Origin of the sequence: Pseudomonas sp. MYb541 (assembly GCF_037479595.1) — a bacterium.
Classification (GTDB): Bacteria; Pseudomonadota; Gammaproteobacteria; order Pseudomonadales; family Pseudomonadaceae; genus Aquipseudomonas; species Aquipseudomonas canadensis.
In genome coordinates, this window is sequence record NZ_JBBGYS010000002.1 from 35968 (window position 1) to 61203 (window position 25236).

Below are 25236 nucleotides of genomic sequence, written 5' to 3' on the forward strand. Positions count from 1 at the left end.
CGGCTTTTTTACGCTGGTCAAACACAGGGCCGATGGCTATAACTTAAGGCCTAGCCAAAGTGACACCCCCCGCACGCTGGCGTTGTGAGTGTTGCCTATGCCGTTGCAAGCCGTACGCCCGAAAATCCTAGGCTTTATCAGTGAGCAGGCGTCGGCTTGGCTGGTGGCATTGGTGGTGTTACTGGCAGGGTTTGCCTTGACGGCGGTTGTCGCCTGGGCGGCCGCCGACCTCTATCAGCAACAGGTGCGCCAGCGCTTTCAATTGCTGGTCAATGAGCGCTACACCCGCCTGCAGGAACGTTTCGAAGACCAGGAGCAACGGCTGAACAGCCTGCGGCGCTTCTTCGTCAATTCCGATGATGTGTCCCGCGAAGAATTCGACGGTTTTGCCCAGCCTTTGTTGTTGCGCGCCCGTGCGTACTCATGGGCGCCACGGGTGTACCGCGAGCAGCGCAGCCAGTTTGAGCAAGACGTCTCCCGCCAGCGCGGCCTGCCTTTCGTGATCCGCGAACTGAATACAGCCGGTGAGCTGGCCCCTGCGCCCCAGCGTGAGGAATACGTGCCGGTGCTGTACAGCCAGACTCAAAGCCTGTTGGGCGCGCCCCTTGGCTTTGATCTTTTGGCCCAGCCCTTGCGGCGTTCAACTCTTGAGCGTGCGCAAAAGACCGGCAAGCTGGCGGTGTCCCAGCCTATGCAATTGGTGGGAGTGGAGCCGGCCTATGCCACCGGGGTTTTACTGGTCGCGCCGGTGAGTCAGCTGCCCACCTCCGATCAGTCGCAGAACGAGCCCTACGGCTATGTGATGGCAGTGATCAGCATGCGCCAGCTGGTGGCCGACGGTCTGCCCAAGCCCGAGCGGGACAACCTGGTGATGCAGATCATCGACACGTCCGACCTGCAGAAACGCGTGCTCTTCGAATCCAGCAATGACGTCGGTAGCAGCGACCTGGTCGGTGCGCGTCGTCTCACGCTGGGTGACCATGTGTACGCCTTGAAACTGCGCCCCAGCCAGGTGTTCGACCAGGCCAACCATTCCTCGCTGAACACCATCCTGACCATGGGCTGCCTGCTCAGCCTGCTGCTCAGTGCCTTGCTCTATGTGCTGGTAAGCCAGCGTCAGCGCGCCGTGAAGCTGGTGGAGCAGCGCACTGCCCAGTTGCGCCTGCGTGAACAGGAACTGCGCGGTGCCCATGGCCAATTGCGCAGCGTGCTGAACGCCGCGACTCAGGTGGCGATCATTGCCACCGACCTGCGCGGCGTCATCAATACCTTCAACGCCGGCGCCGAGCAGATGCTGGGTTTCAAGGCCGAGCACGTGGTAGGCACGCACACATTGGAGAGCCTGCACCTGGCGTCGGAGCTGGAAGCGCGCGCGGCCAGCCTGAGTGTGGCGTTGGGCAAGCGTATTCCCGCCAGCCAGGCGATGCTGGTGGAAAGCCCGGACACCCTGCACGAAGCCCGCGAATGGAGCTTGATCCGCGAAAACGGCACTCAGTTGACCGTGAACATGCTGGCCACGGTGTTGCTGGACGACCATGGTTTGTGGATCGGCCACTTGGCGATTTACCTGGACATCACCGAACAGAAACGTGCCTACGAGGCCTTGGCGGCCCGCGATCGCCTGCTCAAGAAGCTCAGCGCCCATGTGCCCGGCGGGATCTTCCAGTTCACCCTGGAGCCCCAGGACAACTGGAAATTCATCTACGCCAGTGACGGCATGCGTGACATCTATGAAATCGAACCCAAGGTGTTGCAGCGGGATGCGAATAAAGTGTTCGAGCGCATCCACCCGTTGGATGCGGAGCGGGTGCGCGCTTCGATTCGCTTGTCAGCATTGCAGTTGAGCCATTGGCGCGAGGAATACCGCGTGTTGTTGCCGCAACGCGGCCTGCGTTGGATTCGTGGCGAGGCGACGCCGGAAGAGTTACCCGCAGGCGGTACGTTGTGGCATGGGTACGTGTCGGATATTTCCGATCTGAAGCGGGTGGAAGAAGAGCTGCGTGCGCTGTCCATCACCGACGCTTTGACTGGCATTCATAACCGCCGCTATTTCCAGGATCGTCTCAAGGCCGAAATGGTGAGGCTCAATCGCACCTCGGGTAACTTGTCCGTGATCATGCTGGATATCGATCACTTCAAACGCATCAACGACCAGCACGGGCATGCCGTGGGCGATGGGGTGCTGCAGGAACTGTGCAAGCGCATCAGCCAGCGCCTGCGCCGCACCGATGTGTTCTGCCGCCTGGGCGGCGAGGAGTTCATGGTGCTGTGCCCGCACACCGATGGTGCACAGGCCTACAGCCTGGCGGTGGAGTTGTGGACGTCGCTGCGCAGTGCGCCGATGGAACCGGTAGGCATCGTCACCGCCAGCTTTGGCGTGGCCAGTTGGCGGGTGGATGAGGGCATTGACGGGTTGCTGCTGCGCGCCGACTCGGCCGTGTATGTGGCCAAGCAGGCGGGCAGGGATCGGGTGGAAGTTGTGGCGAGGGAGCTTGCTCCCGTTGGACCGCGCAGCGGTCCCGTTCAATAAATCAGAGGACTGGAGCGGCCGCCACTGCCTTCGGCTGACGATACAAGTCCAGCAGCACCTGATCCAGCACCGACGAAGCGCCCCATGGCTTCGGATCGTTGAGGATTGCCACCACGGCCCAGGTATTGCCGTTGTTGTCGCGGCTGAACCCGGCAATGGCACGTACGGTGTTCAAAGTACCTGTCTTGACGTGGGCTTCGCCGCGCATGGCGGTGGTCTTCAGGCGTTTGCGCATGGTGCCGTCAGTGCCGGCAATCGGCATCGAGCTGATGTACTCGGCGGCGTAAGGGCTTTTCCACGCGGCTTGCAGCATAGCCGCCATTTCGCGGGCGCTGACGCGTTCGGCACGCGACAGGCCAGAGCCGTTCTCCATCACCAGGTGCGGCGCGGTGATGCCTTTCTTCGCCAGCCACTGGCGCACCACACGTTGTGCCGCCTTGGCATCGTCGCCATCGGCGTCGTTGCGGAACTGCGCACCCAGGCTCAGGAACAACTGCTGGGCCATGGTGTTGTTACTGTATTTGTTGATGTCGCGGATGATTTCCGCCAGGTCCGGCGAGAAGGCCCGGGCCAGTACCTTGGCATCCTTGGGCACTGGCGCCTGGATGTCACGGCCCTGGATGGTGCCACCCAGTTCCTGCCAGATCGCGCGCACGGCGCCTGCGGTGTAGGTGGCGTGGTCGAGCAATGACAGGTAAGTCTGCGAGCTGCAGCCATCGGCCAATTGCCCGCTGACGGTGACGGTTACGCTGCCATCTGCGGCCGTGACCGGGTTGTAGCGCACATCGCCAGTGCACTGCTTGGCGTTGGAAACCTTGACCTGGTTGTCGATGCGGATGCTCGCAATCGGCGGTTCGACCGACACCAGCACGCGGCCGGAATCATTACGCGTCACAAAGCGCAGGGCTTTGAGGTTGACCAGCAGCGCGTCCGGCTTGACCAGGAACGGTTTGTTCTCGTCGTTGCCATCGTCATTGAATTCCGGCAACAGCGGCTGGTTGAAGAAACCACGGTCCAGCACCAGGTCGCCAGTGACTTGCTGCACGCCGTTGGCGCGCAGGTCGCGCATCAGCAGCCAGAGTTTTTCCATGTTCAGCTTGGGATCGCCGCCGCCCTTGAGGTAAAGGTTGCCGTGCAACACGCCACCGCTGAGGGTGCCGTCGGTGTAGAACTCGGTTTTCCACTGGTGATTGGGGCCGAGCATTTCCAGGGCCGCATAAGTGGTGACCAGCTTCATGGTCGACGCCGGGTTCACCGAGACGTCAGCGTTGAAGACAGTCGGCGTGCCCGGACCGTTCAGGGGGATCATTACCAAGGACAACGCAGTGTTTTGCAGCTTGGCTTTGGCCAGCGCCTGTTGAACATTGGGCGGCAGGGTGTTGTTGACGGGGGCGGCGGAGACGGAAAAGGCCAGTGGCAGAATAAGACCGGCGAAAAACACTGAACGCAAAGATTTGATCATAAGAAGTAAAACCCTACTGCTGAGGAGGGTGAAAAAGGCGAGGGGTAAATAAGAAAAATCCCTCAATGGTCATGAAAGTGTCGGCATTATGCCCCAAGGTGGATCCACTTGTAGCTGAACGATAGCTGGAATTCGGCGTTTTTTTACACGCAAAGTGCCGCCTGTCCCAGAGAGTCGGGCAATCGCCGCCTTAAACTGCTAAAGTGCCGCCCGTTATTACTTATGAGGATTGTTCCAATGGCGACTAACCGTTCCCAGCGTCTGCGCAAAAAACTGTGCGTTGATGAATTTCAAGAGCTGGGTTTCGAACTGAACCTGGACTTCAAAGAAGACCTGAGTGAAGAAGCTACCGACGCTTTCCTCGAAGCATTCATCAAAGAAGCCATGGAAGCCAACGGTCTGGGCTATGTTGGCGGCGATGACTTCGGTCTGGTTTGCCTGCAGAAGCGTGGCTCGGTCAACGAAGAACAGCGCGTAGCTGTTGAAAGCTGGCTCAAAGGCCGCAGCGAACTGAAAAGCGCTGAAGTCAGCCCGCTGCTGGACGTGTGGTATCCGGAAAAGCCGATCAACGCGGCTAAGTGATACTAAAAAAACGGCGACCTCAGGGTCGCCGTTTTTTTATGCCTTGCGCCAGTTCAGAATCAGCAACGTCAACACCCCCGCCACGATTCCCCAGAACGCCGACCCGATGGAAAACAGCGTCAAGCCAGACGCGGTGACCATAAAGGTGATCAGCGCCGCTTCTCGCTCCTTCGGCTCATTCATGGCGATGCTCAAGCCATTGATGATCGAGCCAAACAGTGCCAATGCCGCAATCGACAGCACCAGTTCCTTGGGCAAGGCTGCGAACAACGCCGCCAAGGTCGCGCCGAACACCCCGGCAATCCCGTAGAACACTCCGCACCACACGGCGGCGGTGTAGCGTTTGTTACGGTCTTCATGAGCATGGGGCCCGGTGCAGATGGCCGCGCTGATCGCCGCCAGGTTGATGCCGTGGGAGCCGAACGGCGACAGCACCAGTGAGGCCAGGCCGGTGGCGGTGATCAGCGGCGAGGCGGGCACGTTGTAACCGTCGGCCCTGAGCACGGCGACGCCGGGCATGTTCTGGGATGTCATCGCCACGACGAATAGCGGGATGCCGATGCTGATGGTGGCAGCCAGCGAGAAGTGCGGCGTGGTCCACACTGGCGTCGCCACTTCCAGGTGAAAACCACTGAAGTCCAGCAACCCCATCAATCCGGACAATACGGTGCCGATCACCAATGCCGCCAGCACCGCATAACGCGGCGACAGGCGCTTGATCACCAGATACGTGAAGAACATCCCCAGCACCAGCCCGGTGCGATGCTGCGCGGCGACGAAGATCTCGCTGCCGATCTTGAACAGAATCCCTGCCAGCAAAGCGGCCGCCAGCGACGCCGGGATGCGCTTGACTAGTTTTTCAAAGCTGCCGGTCAGCCCGCAGATCGTCACCAGCACCGCGCAGGTGATATAGGCACCGATGGCCTCGCCATAACTCACACCGCCCAGGCTGGTGATCAGCAGTGCCGCGCCCGGCGTCGACCAGGCAATGGTGATCGGTGTGCGATAGCGCAGGGACAAGCCGATGCTGCACACCGCCATGCCGATGGAAATCGCCCAGATCCATGAAGAAATCTGCGCGGTGGTCAAACCGGCGGCTTGCCCGGCCTGAAACATCAGGACCAGGGAGCTGGTGTAGCCGGTCATCATGGCGATGAAGCCGGCGACAATGGCCGACGCAGACGTGTCGGCCAGCGGGCGCAAAGGCGCTTGGGTGGCGTCGTTCATGGAGAGGTGTTCCTTTTACCTGGATTTTTGCCGTCGTCGGCACGGATTCAAGCCTAAACTCAAACGTAACGACTCATTGCAATACAGCCGACGGCGCAAACAGCCGTACAGTGTGTTGGCGCATCCGGTTGTGTACAATGTGCCCTGATTTTAGGTGATACTTGCCAGCGACACGCTGTTGCCGTATTACCGTTAATTCGCCGCCGTTCTCCAAACCCGAGTGCCCATGAACGAACAGTTGCAACCTCTCAAGAAACAACCGCGTGCCGGCAAGGCCGGTCGCAGCGGAACCCAGGACGATATCGTCTACGCGCATATCTTCGAGGCGATCCTCGAACAACGCCTGGCACCCGGCACCAAATTGAGTGAAGAGGCACTGGGCGAAATCTTCGGCGTGAGCCGCACCATCATTCGCCGCGCCCTGTCGCGCCTGGCCCATGAAGGCGTGGTACTGCTGCGGCCCAATCGCGGTGCGGTGGTGGCCAGCCCGAGTGTCGAGGAAGCGCGTCAAGTGTTCCTTGCGCGGCGTCTGGTGGAGCGGGCGATCACCGAGTTGGCCGTGCAACACGCCACGGCTGAACAACTGGCCGAGCTGCGCCAGATGGTCAACGACGAGCGCGACAGCTTCTCCCGTGGCGATCGTGGCGCCGGTATCCGTCTCTCCGGCGAATTCCATCTCAAGCTGGCCGAAGCGGCGAAGAACGCGCCGCTGATCAGCTTCCAGCGCAGCCTGGTGTCCCAGACTTCATTGATCATCGCCCAGTACGAAAGCGGCAACCGCTCGCACTGTTCCTACGACGAGCACACCCAGTTGATCGATGCGATCGAAGCGCGGGATGCGGCGCTGGCGGTGAACTTGATGATGCATCACATGGACCATATCGACAGCAAGCTCAACCTTGATGAAGAGAGCGCGTCGGATGATCTGCATGCGGTGTTCTCGCATTTGTTGCAGACCAAGAAGCCGGGTCGTTCTTCGATCAAGCTGTAAACGTTCCTGAAATGTTAAGGGGGCTTGTGTGGTGAGCGGGCTTGCCCCGCGCTGGGGCGCGAAGCGGCCCCAATAAAGACACCGCGTTCTATTTAGTAGAACGCGGTGTCTGGGTCTAGGGCCGCTTCGCAGCCCAGCGCGGGGCAAGCCCGCTCACCACAACAAGCCAGCTCCCCCCTTTGTTTTGTGGTGTGGCTGAAATTAGCGCTGGTGCACCAACTGCCCGGCCGCATACGTCTGCAACACCGTCCGATCATCCCCCAACGTCATCAGCACAAACAACGTCTCGGCAATATTCTTCGCCTGCTTCAAGCGATAGCTCAGCAGCGGCGTGGCGTTGTAGTCTAATACCAGGAAGTCCGCATCGGTGCCCGGTTGCAACGTGCCGATCTTGTCTTCCAAGCGCAATGCACGCGCACCACCCAACGTCGCCAGGTACAGCGATTTGAACGGGCTCAACCGCGCGCCCTGCAATTGCATGACCTTGTACGCTTCGTTCAGGGTTTGCAGCAGCGAGAAACTGGTGCCGCCGCCCACGTCCGTGCCCAAGCCCACATTCAGTTTGTGCTTCTCAGCCATCGGCAGGTTGAACAAACCGCTGCCGAGGAAGAAGTTCGAGGTCGGGCAGAACGCGACAGCCGAACCGGTTTCCGCCAACCGCGCACATTCGTCATCACACAGGTGCACGCCATGGGCAAACACCGAGCGCTCGCCCAGCAATTTGTAGTGGTCGTACACATCCAGGTAGCCCTTGCGCTCCGGAAACAGTTCCTTCACCCACTCGACTTCCTGCTTGTTCTCACTGATGTGAGTCTGCATGTACAGGTCCGGGTATTCCCCCAACAGTTGCCCAGCCAGCGCCAGTTGCTCGGGTGTGCTGGTCGGTGCAAAACGTGGGGTGACCGCGTAGTGCAGGCGACCCTTGCCGTGCCAGCGTTCGATCAGCGCCTTGCTTTCCTGGTAGCCGGATTCGGCGGTGTCGGTCAGGTAGTCCGGCGCATTGCGGTCCATCATCACCTTGCCGGCGATCATGCGCAGGTCGAGTTTCTCGGCGGCTTCAAAGAACGAATTCACTGACTGCGGGTGCACGCTGCCAAACACCAGCGCGGTGGTGGTGCCATTGCGCAGCAGTTCCTTGATGAAAATATCCGCGACTTCTTCGGCGTGGGCCTTGTCGGCGAACTGGCTTTCGCACGGGAAGGTGTAGGTGTTGAGCCAGTCGAGCAACTGCTCGCCATAGGCGCCGACCATGCCGGTTTGCGGCAGGTGGATGTGGGTGTCGATCAGGCCGGGCGTGATCAGCGCGTCCTGGTAGTGGGTGATTTCGATGTCGGCAGGCAGGGTTGGCAGCAAATCGCTGGCATGGCCAAGGGCACTGATCTGACCGTTTTCGATCACCAGCAGGCCGTCTTCGAAATATTCGTACGAGGCTTCTATCCCCACTTCAGCAGGGTCGGCGATGCTGTGCAGAAGGGCGGCACGGTAGGCTTTGCGAGTCAAAGGCATGGTGATCTCAATTCAAATGGCTTGGCTGCGACGTGAAGCCGGCAGCAGTTTGGCAATAGGTTCGGCGCTGGCGGTGTGCTGGCCGAAATTGGCGTTATAGGTGGCGATGATTTCGCCGGCGATGGAGATGGCGATTTCCACCGGCAACTTGCCCTTCACCTCGGTGAGGCCCATGGGGCAGCGCATGCGTTGCAACTGCGCGGCATCGAAACCGCGATCACGCAGGCGGTGTTCGAACTTGACCCGTTTGGTCTTCGAACCGATCAGGCCGAAGTAGGCAAAGTCATTGCGTTTTAGCAGCGCGGTGGTCAGTTCCAGGTCCAGCGCGTGATTGTGGGTCATGACGATGCAGTAACTGCCCACCGGCAGGTCGGCAATTTCGTCGACTGGCTCTTCGCTGACGATTTTACGCACGCCCTGGGGGATATGCTCTGGAAACTCCTGATCCCGCGAATCGATCCAGCGCACCCGGCACGGCAGGCTGGCCAGCAATGGCACCAGCGCACGGCCGACATGGCCGGCGCCAAACACCGCGATCTGTGCCTGCACCTGGCCCATGGGTTCGAACAGCAGCACCGTCACGCCGCCGCAGCACTGGCCCAGGCTGGCGCCCAGGCTGAAGCGCTCCAGGTGGGTGTTCTGCTGACCGCGTACGAGCATGTCGCGGGCGATCTGCATCGCCTTGTATTCCAGGTGCCCGCCGCCGATGGTGTCGAAGGTCTGCGCGGCGCTGATGACCATCTTCGAACCGGCATTGCGCGGCGTGGAGCCGAGCTCTTCGATGATGGTCACCAGCACGCAGGGTTCACCCCGGTTTTGCAGGTCGGCGAGGGCGCTGATCCAGTTGTTCATAGTCACCTCTTGTGGTGTCTGTCAGGCCGTCATCGCTGGCAAGCCAGCTCCTACAGGGGGTGGGGTTGTTTGCAACTGCCGCATTTGTTCGCAGCCCCACAACACCCGTTCCGGCGTCGCTGGCGCATCGATCTTGGGTTGATGGCGATAGTCACCCAGGCTCGCTACCGCGTCCTTGATCGCGCACCACGAAGCAATCCCGAGCATGAACGGAGGCTCGCCCACGGCCTTGGAGTGGAACACCGTGTCTTCCGGGTTCTTGCGGTTTTCCACCAGCTTCACCCGCAGGTCCAGCGGCATGTCGGCCACGGCCGGGATCTTGTAGCTGGCCGGGCCGTTGGTCATCAGCTTGCCCTTGTTGTTCCACACCAGCTCTTCCATGGTCAGCCAGCCCATGCCCTGGATAAACCCGCCTTCTACCTGGCCAATGTCGATGGCCGGGTTCAGCGAGGCGCCGACGTCGTGGAGGATGTCGGTGCGTAGCATCTTGTATTCGCCGGTCAGGGTGTCGACGATCACTTCGCAGCACGCCGCGCCGAATGCGAAGTAGTAGAACGGGCGACCACGGGACTGGCTGCGGTCGTAGAAGATTTTCGGGGTCTTGTAGAAGCCGGTGCTCGACAGCGAGACCTGGGCAAAATACGCCTGTTGGATCAACGCTTCGAAGGTGAGGATCTGGTCACGCACGCGCACGTGACCGTTGTGGAATTCCACATCCGCTTCACTCACGTCGTATTTGCGCGCGGCAAACTCCACCAGGCGCTGCTTGATGGTTTCGGCGGCGTTTTGCGCGGCCTTGCCGTTCAGGTCGGCACCGCTGGAGGCCGCCGTTGGCGAGGTGTTGGGCACCTTGTCAGTGTTGGTGGCGGTGATCTGTACACGGTCGATGTCCACTTGGAACACTTCGGCCACCACCTGCGCGACCTTGGTGTTCAAGCCCTGGCCCATCTCGGTGCCACCGTGGTTCAGGTGGATGCTGCCGTCGGTGTAGATATGGATCAACGCACCGGCCTGGTTGAGGAAGCTGGCGGTAAACGAAATGCCGAACTTCACCGGGGTCAATGCCAGGCCTTTCTTGAGGATCGGGCTGTGGGCGTTGTACAGGCGAATCGCTTCGCGGCGCTCGGCGTATTGGCTGCTGGCTTCCAGTTCGGCAGTCATCTCTTCGAGCATGTTGTGCTCGACGGTCTGGTAGTAGTGGGTGACGTTGCGCTCGGTCTTGCCGTAATAGTTGGCCTTGCGCACCGCCAGTGGGTCCAGCGCCAGGTGGCGGGCGATGGCGTCCATCACTTCCTCGATGGCGACCATGCCTTGTGGGCCGCCGAAACCGCGATAAGCGGTGTTGGACGCGGTGTTGGTCTTGCAGCGATGGCCGTTGACGGTGGCATCGCCCAGGTAATACGAGTTGTCCGAGTGGAACATCGCACGGTCGACAATCGAGTTGGACAGGTCCGGCGAACAGCCGCAGTTGCCCGCCAGCTCCAGGTTGATCCCGTGCAGGCGGCCGCTGTCATCGAAGCCCACGTCGTATTCGATATAGAAGGGGTGGCGCTTGCCGGTCATCAACATGTCTTCGACGCGCGGCAGGCGCATCTTGGTCGGCTGACCGGTCAGGCGCGCCACTACCGCGCACAAGCACGCCGGGCTGGCCGCCTGGGTTTCCTTGCCGCCGAAACCGCCGCCCATACGGCGCATATCCACGACGATTTTGTTCATCGACACGTCCAGCACTTCGGCCACCAGCTTCTGCACTTCGGTGGGGTTCTGCGTGGAGCAATAGACGATCATGCCGCCGTCTTCGGTGGGCATTACCGAGGAAATCTGGGTTTCCAGGTAAAAGTGTTCCTGGCCGCCGATATGCAGGGTGCCCTGGATGCGGTTTTTTGCGGTGGCCAAGGCGCCCGCCGAATCGCCGCGTTGGTGAGTGTGGCTGTCGAGCACGAAATGCTTCTTGCGGAAGGCCTCGACCACGTCCAGCACCGGCTCCAGGTCTTCATATTCGATCACGGCGGCCATCGCGGCCTTACGCGCGGTTTCCAGGTCGCGGGCGGCGACCGCCAGCACGACCTGGCCGACGAACTGCACGGTGTCGATCGCCAGCAATGGATCGCCCGGCATCAATGGGCCGATGTCTTTCAGCCCCGGCACGTCTTCGTGGGTGATGACAATGCGCACGCCTTCAAAGGCATAGCAGGGCGCGGTGTCGATGCTGATGATGCGGGCGTGGGCACGGTCGGACATGCGCGCATACAGATGCAGCTGGTTAGGGAATTCCAGGCGATCATCGATGTACTGCGCTTCGCCGGACACGTGCTTGGCGGCGCTGTCATGCTTGACGCTGCGACCGACCCCGGAGGTGAGGTCCTGGGCGAACAGCTCGGCGAGTTCGGCCTGGGTTTTAACGACGGCGTGATGGTTAGACATAAGCGGTCACCCGAGTCTCGATGTGCGGCGTTTGCAGTTCGATGAAGTATTTGCGCAGCAGGTTCTGCGCGCTGAGCAGGCGGTATTCCTTGCTGGCGCGGAAGTCTGACAGGGGGGTGAAATCTTCGGCCAGGGCGGCGCAGGCTTTTTCCACGGTGGCGGAGTTCCAGGTGGCGCCAACCAACGCGGCTTCGCAGCTCTTGGCACGTTTTGGCGTGGCAGCCATGCCGCCGAACGCGACGCGGGCCTCGTTGATCACACCGTTTTCGATCTTCAGGTTGAACGCGGCGCACACGGCGGAAATATCATCGTCCAGGCGCTTGGAGACCTTGTAGGCGCGGAACAGCGTGTGGCCTTTCGGCACGATGATTTTCTCGATGAACTCGCTGTCCTGGCGCGCGGTGACGCGGTAGTCGATGAAGTAGTCTTCCAGCGCCAAGGTGCGGCGGGTTTCGCCTTTGCACAATACGATCTGCGCGCCCAAGGCAATCAGCAGCGGCGGTGAGTCCCCAATCGGCGAGGCGTTGCCAATGTTGCCGCCCAAGGTGCCCTGGTTGCGGATCTGCAGGGAGGCGAAGCGGTGCAGCAGCTCGCCGAAGTCCGGGTACTCATGGTGCAGCGCGGTGTAGCAGTCGGAGAGGGCGGTGGCGGCGCCGATTTCCAGGCGGTCGTCGAAGTCGTCGACACGTTTCATTTCTTCGATGTTGCCGACGTAGATCATCACCGGCAGTGTGCGGTGGAACTGGGTGACTTCCAGCGCCAGGTCGGTGCCGCCCGCCAACAAGCGAGCTTGTGGGTAGGCGTCATAAAGGTCGGCCAGGTCGGCGACGGTCAGCGGCACGAGGCAGCGTTTGTCGCCGCTGTTGAGTTCACCGGTTTGCGTCGGCGCGATGGCTTTGAGGCGGGCAATGGTCTCTGCCTGCCGGCTGTCGAACTGATCCTGGGGTTTGTTGCAGCAGGCCTGTTCGGCGGCGGCAAGGATCGGGCGATAACCGGTGCAGCGGCACAGGTTGCCGGCCAGGGCTTCGTGGGCTTTTTGGCTGTCGGGCGCGTCGCTGTTTTTTTGCAGGGCGAACAACGACATCACGAAGCCTGGGGTGCAAAAGCCGCATTGCGAGCCGTGGCATTCGACCATGGCTTGCTGGACGCTGTGCAGTTGGCCTTGGTGCTTGAGGTCTTCGACGCTGATCAGTTGCTTGCCGTGCAACGACGACACAAAGGTCAGGCACGAATTGAGACTGCGATAGCGAATCTGCTCGGCGCCTTGATCATCGGTGTGCAGTTCGCCGACCACCACGGTGCAGGCACCGCAATCGCCGCTGGCGCAGCCTTCCTTGGTGCCGGATTTGCCTAGATGCTCACGCAGATAGTTGAGCACCGTCAGGTTGGGGTCCAGGGCGTGCTCGCTACGGAGTTCCTGGTTAAGTAAAAACTGGATCACGGAAGGCCTCGCAGACTCATTATTGTTGTTAACCGCTTTGCGCCGAATCTAGTCATGTCTGACTTTTCGGTCAACGATTTTCTGACCAGAAGGTCAAGAAAATGCAGTCGCAACACTTTCAATTATGGTCCAGTCTTCTGGAACCGGTGTTTTTGGGGGCTTGTGGGTGTTCATCGCTGCTTATTCCGTGCCAAATTCTGAAGGGTGGGCGTAGCGCCATCAGCCAGCCAATGCGCTACACTGCCGCGCTTGTACCGATAGAAGATTTTGAAGGGAAAACATGACGTTCAAGGCGCCGGACAGTCTCGCCGAGCAAATTGCTCACCACCTCGCCGAACGCATCATTCGCGGCGATCTCAAGCCTGGGGAGCGGATCCAGGAGCAAAAGGTCACGCTGGCACTCAATGTCAGCCGTGGTTCCGTGCGCGAAGCCTTGCTGATCCTCGAACGCCGCCACCTGATCGCGATCCTGCCGCGCCGTGGCGCCCACGTCACAGAACTCACGGCACACAAGGTGCAGAGCCTGTGCACCTTGATGGGCGAGCTGTATATCCTGCTCGGCAATGCGGTGGCTCAAGGCTGGCAGACCCAGGCCGACATGGCGCCGTTCATGCAGATCCAGCAGCGCCTGATCGCCAGCTTCGAGCACCAAGACATCCGCGCCTTCGTCGAAGAAAGCTTCAATGTGATGCGCGCCGCCTATCCCTTCGCCAACAACCCGTACCTGCAGGAAACCGTCGAGAACCTGCAACCGGCGATGAACCGCGCCTACTACCTGGCGCTGGATCAACGCAAGGCGTCCATGAGCGAGTACCTGGCGCTGTTCGAGCAACTGCTCGCCGCCGTACTGGCCCGTGACCTGCCGCAGATCCGCCAAGTGCTGTCGGCCTACGGCGAGCGTAGTTGCTCGCTGGTCATCGCTGCGTTGGCGGACGCCTAAACGTGCGGCTCAAGTGCATCAAACTGGCGGGGTTCAAATCCTTCGTCGACCCGACCACGGTGAACTTCCCCAGTAATATGGCGGCGGTGGTCGGGCCCAATGGTTGCGGCAAGTCGAACATCATCGACGCCGTCCGTTGGGTGATGGGCGAGAGCTCGGCCAAGAACCTGCGTGGCGAGTCGATGACCGACGTCATCTTCAACGGCTCCACCAGCCGCAAGCCGGTGAGCCAGGCCAGCATCGAACTGGTGTTCGATAACTCCGATGGCACCTTGATCGGCGAGTACGCGGCCTACGCGGAAATCTCGATCCGCCGCAAAGTGACCCGCGACAGCCAGAACAGCTATTTCCTCAATGGCACCAAGTGCCGCCGTCGCGACATTACCGATATTTTTCTCGGCACTGGTTTAGGCCCGCGCAGCTACTCGATCATCGAGCAGGGCATGATCTCCAAGCTGATCGAAGCCAAGCCCGAAGACCTGCGTAACTTTATCGAAGAAGCGGCCGGCATCTCCAAGTACAAGGAGCGCCGCCGCGAGACTGAAAACCGTATTCGTCGCACCCATGAAAACCTCGCCCGTCTGACCGACCTGCGCGAAGAGCTGGAGCGTCAACTTGAACGCCTGCACCGCCAGGCCCAGGCCGCCGAGAAGTATCAGGAATACAAGGGCGAAGAACGTCAGCTCAAGGCGCAACTCTCGGCCCTGCGCTGGCAGGCGCTGAATGATCAGGTCGGCCAGCGCGAAGCAATCATCGGCACCCAGGAAATCAGCTTTGAGGCCCTGGTCGCCGAGCAGCGCAACGCCGACGCCAGCATCGAACGCCTGCGTGACGGTCACCATGACCTGTCCGAACGCTTCAATCTGGTGCAGGGCCGTTTCTATTCGGTGGGTGGCGACATTGCCCGCGTCGAGCAGAGCATCCAGCACGGCCAGCAGCGCCTGCGCCAATTGCAGGATGATTTGAAGGAAGCCGAGCGCGCACGCCTGGAAACTGAATCGCACCTGGGCCACGACCGCACCTTGCTGCTGACCCTTGGCGAAGAGCTCGACATGCTCACCCCCGAGCAGGAAATCACCAGCGCCGCCGCGGAAGAAGCCGCTGCCGCCCTGGAAGAATCCGAAACCACCATGCACGGCTGGCAGGAGCAGTGGGACACCTTCAACCTGAAGTCCGCCGAGCCACGCCGCCAGGCCGAGGTGCAGCAATCGCGCATCCAGCAGCTGGAAACCAGCATGGAGCGCCTGGCCGAGCGCCAGCGTCGAATGCAGGAAGAGCGCGCATTGCTGTCCGCCGACCCGGAAGACGCGGCGATCATGGAACTGAGCGAGCAATTGGCCGAAAGCGAAATGACTCTGGAAGAGCTGGAAGCCAGTGAAGAACAACAAGTGGAGCGCCTGGAGCAATTGCGTCAGCAACTGCAACAGGCGACCCAGGCGCAGCAGCAGGCCCAGGGTGATTTGCAGCGGCTCAATGGTCGGCTTGCTTCCCTTGAAGCCTTGCAGCAAGCCGCCTTGGACCCCGGTACCGGCACCGCCGAGTGGCTGCGTGACCAGCATCTGGCCGAGCGCCCGCGCTTGGCGGAAGGCTTGAAGGTAGAGGCAGGTTGGGAGTTGGCGGTTGAAACGGTCCTCGGTGCCGACCTTCAAGCCGTGCTGGTGGATGATTTTGGCGGTTTCGACCTGGCCGGTTTTACCCAAGGCGATTTGCGTTTGCTCAGCCCAGCGGCGGACGGCACGCGGGTGCCGGGCAGTCTGCTGGATAAGGTTGAAGCGGCGATTGATCTGTCGCCGTGGCTGGGCCAGGTCAAACCGGTTGAATCCCTTGAGCAGGCGTTGGCCCAGCGCGGCCAGCTCGGCGCCGGTGAAAGCCTGATCAGCCGCGACGGTTACTGGGTCGGCCGCCATTTCCTGCGCGTACGTCGCGCCAGTGAAGCCGAAAGTGGCGTATTGGCCCGTGGCCAGGAAATCGTCAACCTGATCGCCGAACGCGAAGAGCGCGAAGCCACCCTCGAAAGCCTGGAAACCGAACTGCAAACCCTGCGCGCCACCCAGCGCCAGCAAGAGACCGGTCGCGAACACCTGCGGCGCCTGTTGCAGGACGAAGCGCGCCAGCAAGGCGAATTGAAAGCCCAGCTTTCCGCGAGCAAAGCCAAGGTCGAGCAACTGACCCTGCGCCGCACCCGTCTCGACGAAGAAGTGGCAGAGATGGGCGAGCAACGCGCCCTGGAACACGAACAGATCGGCGAAGCACGCCTGCAGCTTCAGGAGGCCCTCGACAGCATGGCGCTGGACACCGAGCAGCGCGAACTGCTGCTGGCCCAGCGCGACAGCCTGCGCGAGCGCCTCGACCGTGTGCGCCAGGAAGCCCGTCAGCACAAAGACCATGCCCACCAATTGGCGGTGCGCTTGGGCTCGCTCAAGGCCCAGCACGCGTCCACGGCCCAGGCCCTTGAACGCCTGGAGATGCAATCCGAGCGCCTCACCGAAAAGCGCGAACAACTGAGCCTCAACCTGGAAGAGGGCGAAGCGCCGCTGGAAGAGCTGCGCCTCAAGCTGGAAGAATTGCTCGACAAGCGCATGACTGTCGACGAAGAGCTCAAGACCGCACAAATCGCCCTGGAAAACGCCGACCGCGAACTGCGTGACGCCGAAAAACGCCGGACCCAGGCCGAGCAGCAATCCCAGCTGATCCGTGGCCAGCTCGAACAACAGCGCATGGAATGGCAAGCCCTGACCGTGCGCCGCAAGACCTTGCAAGACCAGTTGCTGGAAGACGGCTACGACCTGCACGGCGTGCTCAATACCCTGACCGCCCAGGCCAACGAGAAAGACGCCGAAGAAGAACTTGAGCGGATTGCTGCGCGTATTCAGCGTCTGGGCGCGATCAACTTGGCGGCCATTGACGAATACCAGCAGCAATCCGAGCGTAAACGTTATCTGGATGCCCAGGACGCCGACTTGGTCGAAGCCCTGGACACCCTGGAGAACGTGATCCGCAAGATCGACAAGGAAACCCGAAACCGCTTCAAAGATACCTTTGATCAGATTAATAGCGGTTTACAGGCGTTATTCCCAAAAGTTTTCGGCGGTGGCAGCGCTTACTTGGAACTGACGGGCGAAGATCTACTCGATACAGGGGTGACGATCATGGCGCGGCCTCCGGGCAAGAAGAACAGCACCATCCATTTGTTGTCCGGCGGCGAGAAAGCCCTGACCGCATTGGCCCTGGTATTTGCCATCTTCAAGTTGAACCCGGCGCCGTTCTGCATGCTCGACGAAGTTGACGCCCCGCTGGATGACGCTAACGTTGGACGGTACGCACGGTTGGTCAAAGAGATGTCCCAGACCGTGCAGTTCATCTATATCACCCACAACAAGATCGCCATGGAGATGGCGGATCAATTGATGGGCGTGACGATGCACGAACCGGGCTGTTCGCGTTTGGTCGCAGTGGATGTGGAAGAAGCGATGGCGATGGTGGAGTCTTGATCCGTGCCGGGACAGAATTTTTATAGCGCGCGGTAAGACGCTTTACCGGTCTGGCGAAAGTGGCAAATGGACATATTTGTTCAAGGCATTTTGACAGACGGTGTAAAGTTATCTTTGGTCGTGCTAGTTTAATGTCAAATTTTCGTATGCGTGGGCAAAACGTCAGTCAGAACATAGAGTTGGCGCCACGTTTTAAAGCGGTTTGCACGTTGCTAAACCCCTTATTTTTCAGCATTTTTTATTAGAGGCACGGGATTACATGGAAATCGGTCTGCGCGAGTGGCTGATCGTCATCGGCATTATTGTCATTGCCGGTATTCTTTTTGATGGCTGGCGCCGCATGCGCGGTGGCAAGGGCAAGCTCAAATTCCGTCTGGACCGCAACCTGTCCAACTTACCCGACGACGACGGCGCCGCCGAGTTGCTGGGGCCGCCGCGTGTGCTGGATACGCATAAAGAGCCGCAACTGGACGAACACGACTTGCCGTCGATGAGCGCGCCGGTGCGTGAAGCCCGTGAGCCGTCCTCCAAGCGTGGCAAGCGTGCCAGTGCGGCCGTGGCTGAACCGCATCAGGGTGACCTGAACCTCGACGTGGATGAGGGCCCGAGCTTCAGCAGTCGCGACGATGATTTCCCGGACGAAAACGCTGGCAAGAATGCACCGCGCCAATCCGTGAATGATCAGCCTGCTGCCGAAGAAGTCCTGGTGATCAGCGTGATCTGCCGCGACGCCGCCGGCTTCAAAGGCCCGGCTTTGTTGCAGAATATTCTGGAAAGCGGCCTGCGTTTCGGTGAGATGGATATTTTCCATCGCCACGAAAGCATGGCCGGCAACGGCGAAGTGCTGTTCTCCATGGCCAACGCGGTCAAGCCGGGCACCTTCGATCTGGACGATATCGACCTGTTCAGCACCCCGGCGGTGAGCTTCTTCCTCGGCCTGCCAGGCCCGCGTCACCCGAAACAAGCGTTCGACGTGATGGTGGCTGCAGCCCGCAAGCTATCCCAGGAACTGAATGGCGAACTCAAGGACGACCAACGCAGTGTCCTGACCGCCCAGACCATCGAGCATTACCGTCAGCGCATCGTCGAGTTCGAGCGTCGCGCCCTGACACAAAAACGCTGAGGATTGCTCCTCGGCGTTGTCGGATAGAATAAGCGCACTAACATATTGAGCAGCTTCGGCTGCTCTTTTGCTTTCTGAGAGAACACCCATGACCGCCGCCCACACCCGCATCCTCGAACTGCGCGCTGAACTGGATCAGCACAACTACCGTTACCACGTCCTCGACGAGCCGAGCATTCCCGACGCCGAGTACGACCGGCTGTTCCATGAACTCAAGGCCCTCGAAGCCGAGCACCCGGAGTTGGTCACGCGCGATTCTCCGACGCAGCGGGTCGGCAGTGCGGCGTTGTCGGCGTTCACCCAGGTCAAGCATGAGATCCCCATGCTCAGCCTCGGCAACGCCTTTGACGAAACCACCATGCTGGAATTCGATCGCCGGGTCACCGAAGGCCTCGACCTGCCGGCCGGCGATCTATTTGGCGGTGGCGCGGTGGTGGAATACAGCTGCGAACCTAAGCTGGATGGCCTGGCGGTCAGCCTGCTGTATCAGGACGGCGAACTGGTACGCGGCGCCACCCGTGGCGACGGCACGACCGGCGAAGACATCAGCGTCAACGTGCGCACCGTGCGCAATATCCCGTTGAAACTGCACGGCAGCGGCTGGCCGGCGACCCTTGAAGTGCGTGGCGAAGTGTTCATGTCCAAGGCCGGTTTCGAGCGGCTCAACGCCTCGCAACTGGAAGTCGGCGGCAAGACTTTCGCCAACCCGCGCAACGCCGCTGCCGGCAGCCTGCGTCAGTTGGATTCGAAGATCACCGCCAGCCGACCCTTGGAGTTCTGCTGCTACGGTGTAACCACCGACATCAGCGACACCCACATCGGCAACCTGCAACAGTTGCGGAAATGGGGCATGCCCATCAGTCACGAACTGAAACTGGCCAAAGGCATCCAGGATTGCCTGGACTACTACCGCGATATCGGCGAGCGGCGCAACAGCCTGCCGTATGAGATCGACGGCGTGGTGTTCAAGGTCAACAGCATCGCCTCCCAACGTGAGCTGGGCTTCCGTGCCCGCGAACCGCGCTGGGCCATCGCGCATAAATTCCCGGCCTTGGAAGAACTGACCGAATTGCTCGACGTGGAATTCCAGGTCGGCCGTACCGGCGCCGTCACGCCGGTGGCGCGGTTGAAGCCGGTCAAGGTCGCGGGTGTCACCGTGTCCAATGCCACCTTGCACAACATGGATGAAGTGGCGCGCCTGGGCGTGATGATCGGCGATACCGTGATCATCCGCCGCGCCGGGGATGTGATCCCGCAGGTGGTCTCGGTGGTGCTTGAGCGCCGTCCGGAAAACGCCCGTGCGGTGCCGATCCCCGAAAGCTGCCCCGTCTGCGGTTCCCACGTGGAGCGCACGCAACTGGTCAAGCGCAGCAAGGGCAAGGAAACTGTCAGCGAAGGCGCGGTGTACCGTTGCGTCGGGCGTCTGGCCTGTGGCGCGCAGCTCAAGCAGGCGATCATCCATTTCGTCTCGCGCCGCGCCATGGACATTGATGGCCTGGGCGACAAGACCATCGAGCAACTGGTGGATGAAAAGCTCATTGGTTCGCCGGCCGACCTCTACAAGCTCAAGTACGAACAGATCATCGACCTGGAAGGCTTTGCCGACATTTCCAGCAAGAAGCTGATCACCGCCATCGAAAACAGCAAATCCCCGACCCTGGCGCGCTTTATCTACGCCCTGGGCATTCCCGACGTCGGCGAGGAGACCGCCAAGGTGCTGGCGCGCTCCCTGGCCTCCCTGGAGCGCGTGCAGAAGGCCTTGCCGGAAGTGCTGACGTACTTGCCGGACGTGGGCCTGGAAGTGGCGCATGAGATTCATAGTTTCTTTGAAGACAGCCATAACCAGGACGTGATCGGCGCGCTGCTGTCGCCGCAGGAATGCGGCCTGCAACTGCAGGATCAGGGCGACCTGAGTGCCGAATTCGCCGCCAGCACCACCTTGGGCGGGTTGCTCGACAAGCTGCACGTGCCGAGCGTCGGCCCCGGTGCGGCGCAGAAGCTGGCGGACAAATTCGTCACCCTTGAAGGCGTGATCAAGGCCGACTGGCTGGACATGCGCCAGGCCCTGCCCGAGAAACAAGCCAAGGCCGTGCGCGAGTTCTTCGATAACGCCGACAACGCCAGCCGCGCCCTGGCCATCGAGCAGCAGCTCAAAGACTTCGGCATGCATTGGAACAGCGAGAAGAAGGTTGTCGAAGGCTTGCCTGAGGCTGGGCACACCTGGGTTCTCACTGGCTCCCTGGAGCTGATGAGTCGCGACGTGGCCAAGGAAAAACTCGAAAGCCTCGGCGCCAAGGTGGCGGGTTCCGTGTCGGCGAAGACTCATTGCGTGGTGGCGGGGCCGGGGGCCGGTTCCAAACTGGCCAAGGCCAGCGAGTTGGGCCTGAAGGTATTGGACGAAGAGGCTTTCGTCGCCTTCCTCGCCAAGCACAACATCACTGTCTGATGTGGACTGTGGGGTAAACAAGCGTGTTGTGGTGAGCGGGCTTGCTGTGGTGAGCGGGGCAAGCCCGCTCACTACAACAATGTGGAACGATTCTGAAGCGAAAGTGATCTAGTCTCAGTCACCCAGGGAGAGATCGCCATGTTTCGCTACTTCGAGCAACTCAGTTCGCGCATCGCTGCACCCTTCGTAGCCGGCAGCTCCCGCGACAGCAAGGTGTGGCAGTGCCGTTGCGGCCAATCGCTGTTCTTTCGCAACAGCCAATGCCTGGCCTGCCAGGCGCTGCTGGGCTACCAGCCCCAACAAAGTCGACTCGCCTCCCTGCAACCCGGCCCGGTCGAAGGCACCTGGCTGCAAGACGGCAACCTCGACGCCGGCGCCTTCCGCCGCTGCGCCAACCTCGACACCCCGGCCGCCTGCAACTGGCTGATCCCGGCCCACAGCACCGCGCCGCTGTGCGTGGCGTGCAGCCTGAACCGCACCATTCCTGACTTGTCGATCCCGGAAAACCCAGAACGCTGGCGCAAAGTCGAAACCGCCAAGCGCCGTCTGGTGGCGCAACTCATCAGTCTGGGTTTACAAGTGGTGCCCAAAAGCGTCGACGAAAACACCGGCCTGGCTTTCGACTTTGTCGGCATCGATCTGGATGGCAACGCGCCAATGACCGGCCATGCCAACGGCCTGATCACCCTGGACATCAAGGAAGCCGACGACGCCCACCGCGAAAAAGTCCGCGTGCAAATGCGCGAACCTTACCGCACCTTGCTCGGGCACTTTCGCCATGAGGTCGGCCATTACTACTGGGACCGCCTGATCGCCAATACCCATTGGCTTGAACCGTTTCGCCACTTGTTCGGCGACGAACGCGCCAGTTACGCCGACGCTCTCGACCAGCACTACCAGAACGGCCCACGATCGGACTGGCAGCAAACCTGCGTCAGTGCCTACGCCACCATGCACCCCTGGGAAGACTGGGCCGAAACCTGGGCGCACTACCTGCACATGATGGACGCCGTCGACACCGCCCTCGGCTTTGGCATGAGCGCCCGCGAGATGGACCTGGATTACCAGCCATTTCCGCTCACCACCCTCTACGACCCCGAACACCCCGGCGGCGTGGCGTTCCTGTCGTTCGTCAACGCCTGGATCGAGCTGGCCGGCATGCTCAATGAACTGTCGCGCAGCATGGGCCAGCCGGATTTCTATCCCTTCGTGCTGCCACCGGCGGTGATTGCCAAGCTGCACTTCATTCACCTGGTGATTCAGGAAGAAGGTGGCCGAGCAGACGAAGCCGTCACCCTGTAGGAACCGGCTTGCCGGCGATGGCGGCCCCGCGATAGACACAAGTGCTTGAACCATCGAATATTTTTAATCCGCCCCCAACGGTTGTAACTTCCGATGAGATCGGTACAATGGCCCCGCTTGCCGAGAGGCAGGCGTCGTTATGGTGACCCCATCGGTCCCCCCGCAACGATTACCCGTGAACCTGGTCAGAGCCGGAAGGCAGCAGCCACAGCGGGAACATTGTGTGCCGGGGTGTGGCTGGTGGGGTTGCCTCCATAACGCTCTTCCTTGCAACATCTCCTCAAATTCAATTCAAAAAATGCTTTCAAGCCATCTGCCATCGTGCAGTCCATGGCGGCATACTCCAGTGCCTGGCATCCGGAGACAACACACGTGGAAAAAGTCGACGACCTCACGCGCGAAAAACTGCGGGAGTGGCAGATGCGGCGCCTGGAGATCAAGGACCGCATCCAATCCCATCCTGAACAGACCCTGGAATTGTCGCGGGTGCTGGATCTTATGGACGACGAGCACGCGGAAATCCTCAGCCAGGCGGAAATGATCCGGTCTGCGAACGTGGCCAATGAGCCCACGCCACCGCCACTCACTGGTGCCTACACGCTGCAGTTGAATGTAGCCGCACAGAGCGCCGAGGACCTGCGCCGGCTTCTGGATATGGCGGTCTTCGAACTCCAGCAGCAGGTCAATGCGATGGCCGCCACGGCTGACGCGGGTCCCCATTGCGGCGGTATGTCGGGCTCCCTGGGGGAGTATCGGTTTGAACTGGGCGGTCATGGCAATGCCTGATTCCCTGGCGGCGAGGCACTATGCAACCGGAACACTTTGACTTATCCAGCCCTGTCTTCCTGCCTGTCACGGAGGAAGCCTGCACGGCCCTGCTCGGCGTGGACGGCGACAAGGCCCTGGTCGGTCTGACAGACCCAGAGCTGGCCGCCGTGCTGGTTATCCAGAACCTGGCCCAGGCGGCCGAAAAGGACCTGACCTGCGCGGGCGCCGAGCGCATTTTGGCCAAGTTGCTCGACTGGGCGGTCGATACCCAGGGAGCGGGCGCCGCCACGTTGTTGTCCGAAGCCCAGCGGCTGTTCGATCCACGCAAGTTGTACTTCGGCTTCAACGCCCTTAAAACGGTCAATCTGCGCCTGTTGTCGGTTGAAGAAGTCGCAGCGCGGGATTACCTGTTGCCTACCGGCAAATGGGATATCGGCTACAAGGTCCGCCATCTGCGTAGCAATGATCCGTTCAGCCAGCAGATGGTCACGCCCCGGCACCGCGAGCGCTGGCTCAGCCCGGCGCAGGACAAGCTGGTGCGGACCTTCCGCGCCAACCTGAACGAAGACCTGCATGTCCAGGGCTACGCCGGCATCGGCAAGAGCCACCTGCTTGGCGCCTTGATGGAGTGCCTGCGGCCCGCCCAAACCCTGATACTGGCGCGCACCGGGGCAAAACTCGCGACCCTGCGTGAACGCATGGGACTGGCCAAGGACAGCAAGACCGGCTCGACCTTTGCTGCTTTCGCCAAGGCGCTGTTGCAAGGGCAACGACCCGCCGCGCAGGCCAAGCCAACTCGGTTGCCCGGCAAACACGAAGTGTCGCAGACCCTGAATATCCACGGCTGGCGTGGTCACGATGGCGCGGCAACGCTTGATATCTGCCTGAAGGTGCTCGACAGCTACTGCCACTCCAACCATCACAGCCTGTCGGCCAGGCATTTGCCACATTTCAAACAACCCCTGTCCAGTGTGGATGCCCAGGCGTTGCTGGAGTATTCCAGCCGGTTGTGGACGTATCTGGACGCCAACCCACAATGGGCCGGCCAGACCGCCTTCGCAGCCCTGTTGCTGATCAAGCGCGCAAGCCTCGATGGATGCGTGGTGCCGCCTCTCTACACCCACGTCCTGATCGATGAAAGCCAGGACATCCCCCCTTCGTTGTTGCAGATTATCGAACGTGGCCGCCAGGTGCTGATCACCCTTGGCGATGAGTACCAATTGGCCAGCGGTGTGATGGTCAGGCGCAAGCGCGAAGTCCGGCACACCGACATCAATTACTCGGTGCGCTCGGGCCGCAACGTCGAGCGCCTGGTCAACCCGCTGATCAGCGTGCACTCGCAGAAGGGCAAGACGCCCTTCGAAGGCGCGCGGGATGCCGACGTTGGCATTGAGCATTACCCTCAGGGTTTCGTGCCGCCCGAAGGCTGCGTGGTGTTGACTGCGTCCCCTTGGGACACCATGAAGTGGGCCATCCAGTTGCAACAGGCTAACTGCCCGTTTGGTTTCTTCGACAGTGGCGCGCAACAGGATTTGCAGCGTTTCATGATCAGCGTCATCGCGCTGTTCAAGCCAGAGTTCTACAGCAACGAGCACAACGACAACGGCCCCCATGCTTACTTCAGCGACATGGACGACTGGCAACAGGTGCGCGATGCCAGCCAGTACGACGAGTCGTTCCTGTGGGTCGAGAGCGAGCTGGAAAAAGGCTTCAACGTTGCCGATATCACGCGCTTGAACCGCCTGAGCGGCGTCCCCGGCAAGCGCTGCCTGCTGATGCTGGCGGAGGAGGCGGGCGGCATGGAGTTCGACCGAGTGCTGCTGACGCCCGAACTGCTGACCAACGTGAAGTTCAAGGACGCCTACGCGTTCGACCAGCGGTTGTGCGCGGTGTACATCGCCATTTCCCGAGCGCGGATGCAGCTTTACCTGCCTTACGACGTGGTCGAGTGGATTGATTTCCACACCTACCAGAAAACCCGTGAATTCCACGGTTACTGATTTATTTAATTCGGCTGTTTCACAACTTTCAGCGGTCGCTCTGGACAACCTAAAACCACCTTGTTAGTTTCCGCCAGCCACTTGTTTCAAAGTATGACAAGGGTGTGCGGTTGATATTGAAGTGCTATCACTTCTTTAACTAACAAGGATG

General features: G+C 60.8%; 16 protein-coding genes and 1 other RNA gene. 11 read left to right on the top strand and 6 right to left on the bottom strand.

Features of this window, described 5'->3' with window-relative positions:
• Nucleotides 1-97: 97 nt before the first annotated feature.
• Nucleotides 98-2530 carry a sensor domain-containing diguanylate cyclase gene (locus tag WH299_RS01595; RefSeq protein WP_339549441.1) on the top strand — a complete coding sequence of 811 codons (2433 nt, stop codon included), beginning with the start codon at nt 98-100 and terminating at the stop codon, nt 2528-2530.
• Between the two features lies 1 nt (nt 2531).
• Here WH299_RS01595 and dacB read toward each other — a convergent pair whose 3' ends face one another.
• Nucleotides 2532-3992: a D-alanyl-D-alanine carboxypeptidase/D-alanyl-D-alanine endopeptidase gene (dacB, locus tag WH299_RS01600; RefSeq protein ID WP_016979276.1), complete on the bottom strand. Its 1461-nt coding sequence runs from the start codon at nt 3990-3992 to the stop codon at nt 2532-2534.
• Nucleotides 3993-4229: 237 nt separating this feature from the next.
• On the opposite strand from dacB, the gene WH299_RS01605 reads away from it, so the two are divergent.
• Nucleotides 4230-4574, top strand: a complete 345-nt coding sequence (locus WH299_RS01605) for a YggL family protein (RefSeq protein WP_033900540.1) — start codon at nt 4230-4232, stop codon at nt 4572-4574.
• A gap of 36 nt (nt 4575-4610) precedes the next feature.
• Here WH299_RS01605 and WH299_RS01610 read toward each other — a convergent pair whose 3' ends face one another.
• Complete coding sequence (locus WH299_RS01610) at nt 4611-5801, bottom strand: benzoate/H(+) symporter BenE family transporter (protein WP_323624107.1); 1191 nt, start codon at nt 5799-5801, stop codon at nt 4611-4613.
• A gap of 226 nt (nt 5802-6027) precedes the next feature.
• Between WH299_RS01610 and WH299_RS01615 the strand changes: the two genes are divergently transcribed.
• Nucleotides 6028-6792 (top strand): GntR family transcriptional regulator, encoded by a 765-nt coding sequence (locus tag WH299_RS01615; RefSeq protein ID WP_015885332.1) that lies wholly within the window; start codon nt 6028-6030, stop codon nt 6790-6792.
• 201 nt (nt 6793-6993) lie between these two features.
• Here the strand turns inward: WH299_RS01615 and guaD are convergent, their stop codons facing one another.
• Genes guaD through xdhA form a run of 4 tightly spaced genes read right to left on the bottom strand, consistent with a single transcriptional unit; the run spans nt 6994 to nt 13015 of the window.
• Nucleotides 6994-8298 (bottom strand): guanine deaminase, encoded by a 1305-nt coding sequence (gene guaD, locus WH299_RS01620; RefSeq protein WP_236320294.1) that lies wholly within the window; start codon nt 8296-8298, stop codon nt 6994-6996.
• Between the two features lie 12 nt (nt 8299-8310).
• Nucleotides 8311-9150, bottom strand: a complete 840-nt coding sequence (gene xdhC, locus WH299_RS01625; RefSeq protein WP_339549443.1) for a xanthine dehydrogenase accessory protein XdhC — start codon at nt 9148-9150, stop codon at nt 8311-8313.
• A 21-nt stretch (nt 9151-9171) separates the two neighbouring features.
• Nucleotides 9172-11574 carry a xanthine dehydrogenase molybdopterin binding subunit gene (xdhB, locus tag WH299_RS01630; RefSeq protein WP_123474530.1) on the bottom strand — a complete coding sequence of 801 codons (2403 nt, stop codon included), beginning with the start codon at nt 11572-11574 and terminating at the stop codon, nt 9172-9174.
• On the bottom strand, nt 11567-13015 hold the full coding sequence (gene xdhA, locus WH299_RS01635; RefSeq protein WP_122726562.1) for a xanthine dehydrogenase small subunit: 1449 nt from the start codon (nt 13013-13015) through the stop codon (nt 11567-11569). The genes xdhB and xdhA overlap by 8 nt, the downstream gene beginning before the upstream one ends.
• Before the next feature lie 280 nt (nt 13016-13295).
• On the opposite strand from xdhA, the gene WH299_RS01640 reads away from it, so the two are divergent.
• The 8 genes from WH299_RS01640 (at nt 13296) to WH299_RS01675 (ending at nt 25085) form a co-directional block, all read left to right on the top strand.
• On the top strand, nt 13296-13955 hold the full coding sequence (locus tag WH299_RS01640) for a GntR family transcriptional regulator (RefSeq protein ID WP_122726564.1): 660 nt from the start codon (nt 13296-13298) through the stop codon (nt 13953-13955).
• A 2-nt stretch (nt 13956-13957) separates the two neighbouring features.
• Nucleotides 13958-17446, top strand: coding sequence for a chromosome segregation protein SMC (gene smc, locus WH299_RS01645; protein WP_339549445.1), 3489 nt, complete (start codon nt 13958-13960; stop codon nt 17444-17446).
• Between the two features lie 259 nt (nt 17447-17705).
• Nucleotides 17706-18569 (top strand): cell division protein ZipA, encoded by an 864-nt coding sequence (zipA, locus tag WH299_RS01650; protein WP_122726568.1) that lies wholly within the window; start codon nt 17706-17708, stop codon nt 18567-18569.
• A gap of 88 nt (nt 18570-18657) precedes the next feature.
• Nucleotides 18658-21015, top strand: coding sequence for an NAD-dependent DNA ligase LigA (gene ligA / locus WH299_RS01655; RefSeq protein ID WP_323624103.1), 2358 nt, complete (start codon nt 18658-18660; stop codon nt 21013-21015).
• A 138-nt stretch (nt 21016-21153) separates the two neighbouring features.
• Nucleotides 21154-22317, top strand: coding sequence for a zinc-binding metallopeptidase family protein (locus WH299_RS01660; RefSeq protein WP_339549448.1), 1164 nt, complete (start codon nt 21154-21156; stop codon nt 22315-22317).
• A 149-nt stretch (nt 22318-22466) separates the two neighbouring features.
• An RNA gene (gene ffs, locus WH299_RS01665) (signal recognition particle sRNA small type) lies at nt 22467-22563 on the top strand.
• A 126-nt stretch (nt 22564-22689) separates the two neighbouring features.
• Entirely contained in the window at nt 22690-23103 is a 414-nt protein-coding gene (locus WH299_RS01670) for a hypothetical protein (RefSeq protein ID WP_122726575.1), read from the top strand.
• Between the two features lie 20 nt (nt 23104-23123).
• Nucleotides 23124-25085: a hypothetical protein gene (locus tag WH299_RS01675; protein ID WP_339549450.1), complete on the top strand. Its 1962-nt coding sequence runs from the start codon at nt 23124-23126 to the stop codon at nt 25083-25085.
• Nucleotides 25086-25236: the final 151 nt, after the last annotated feature.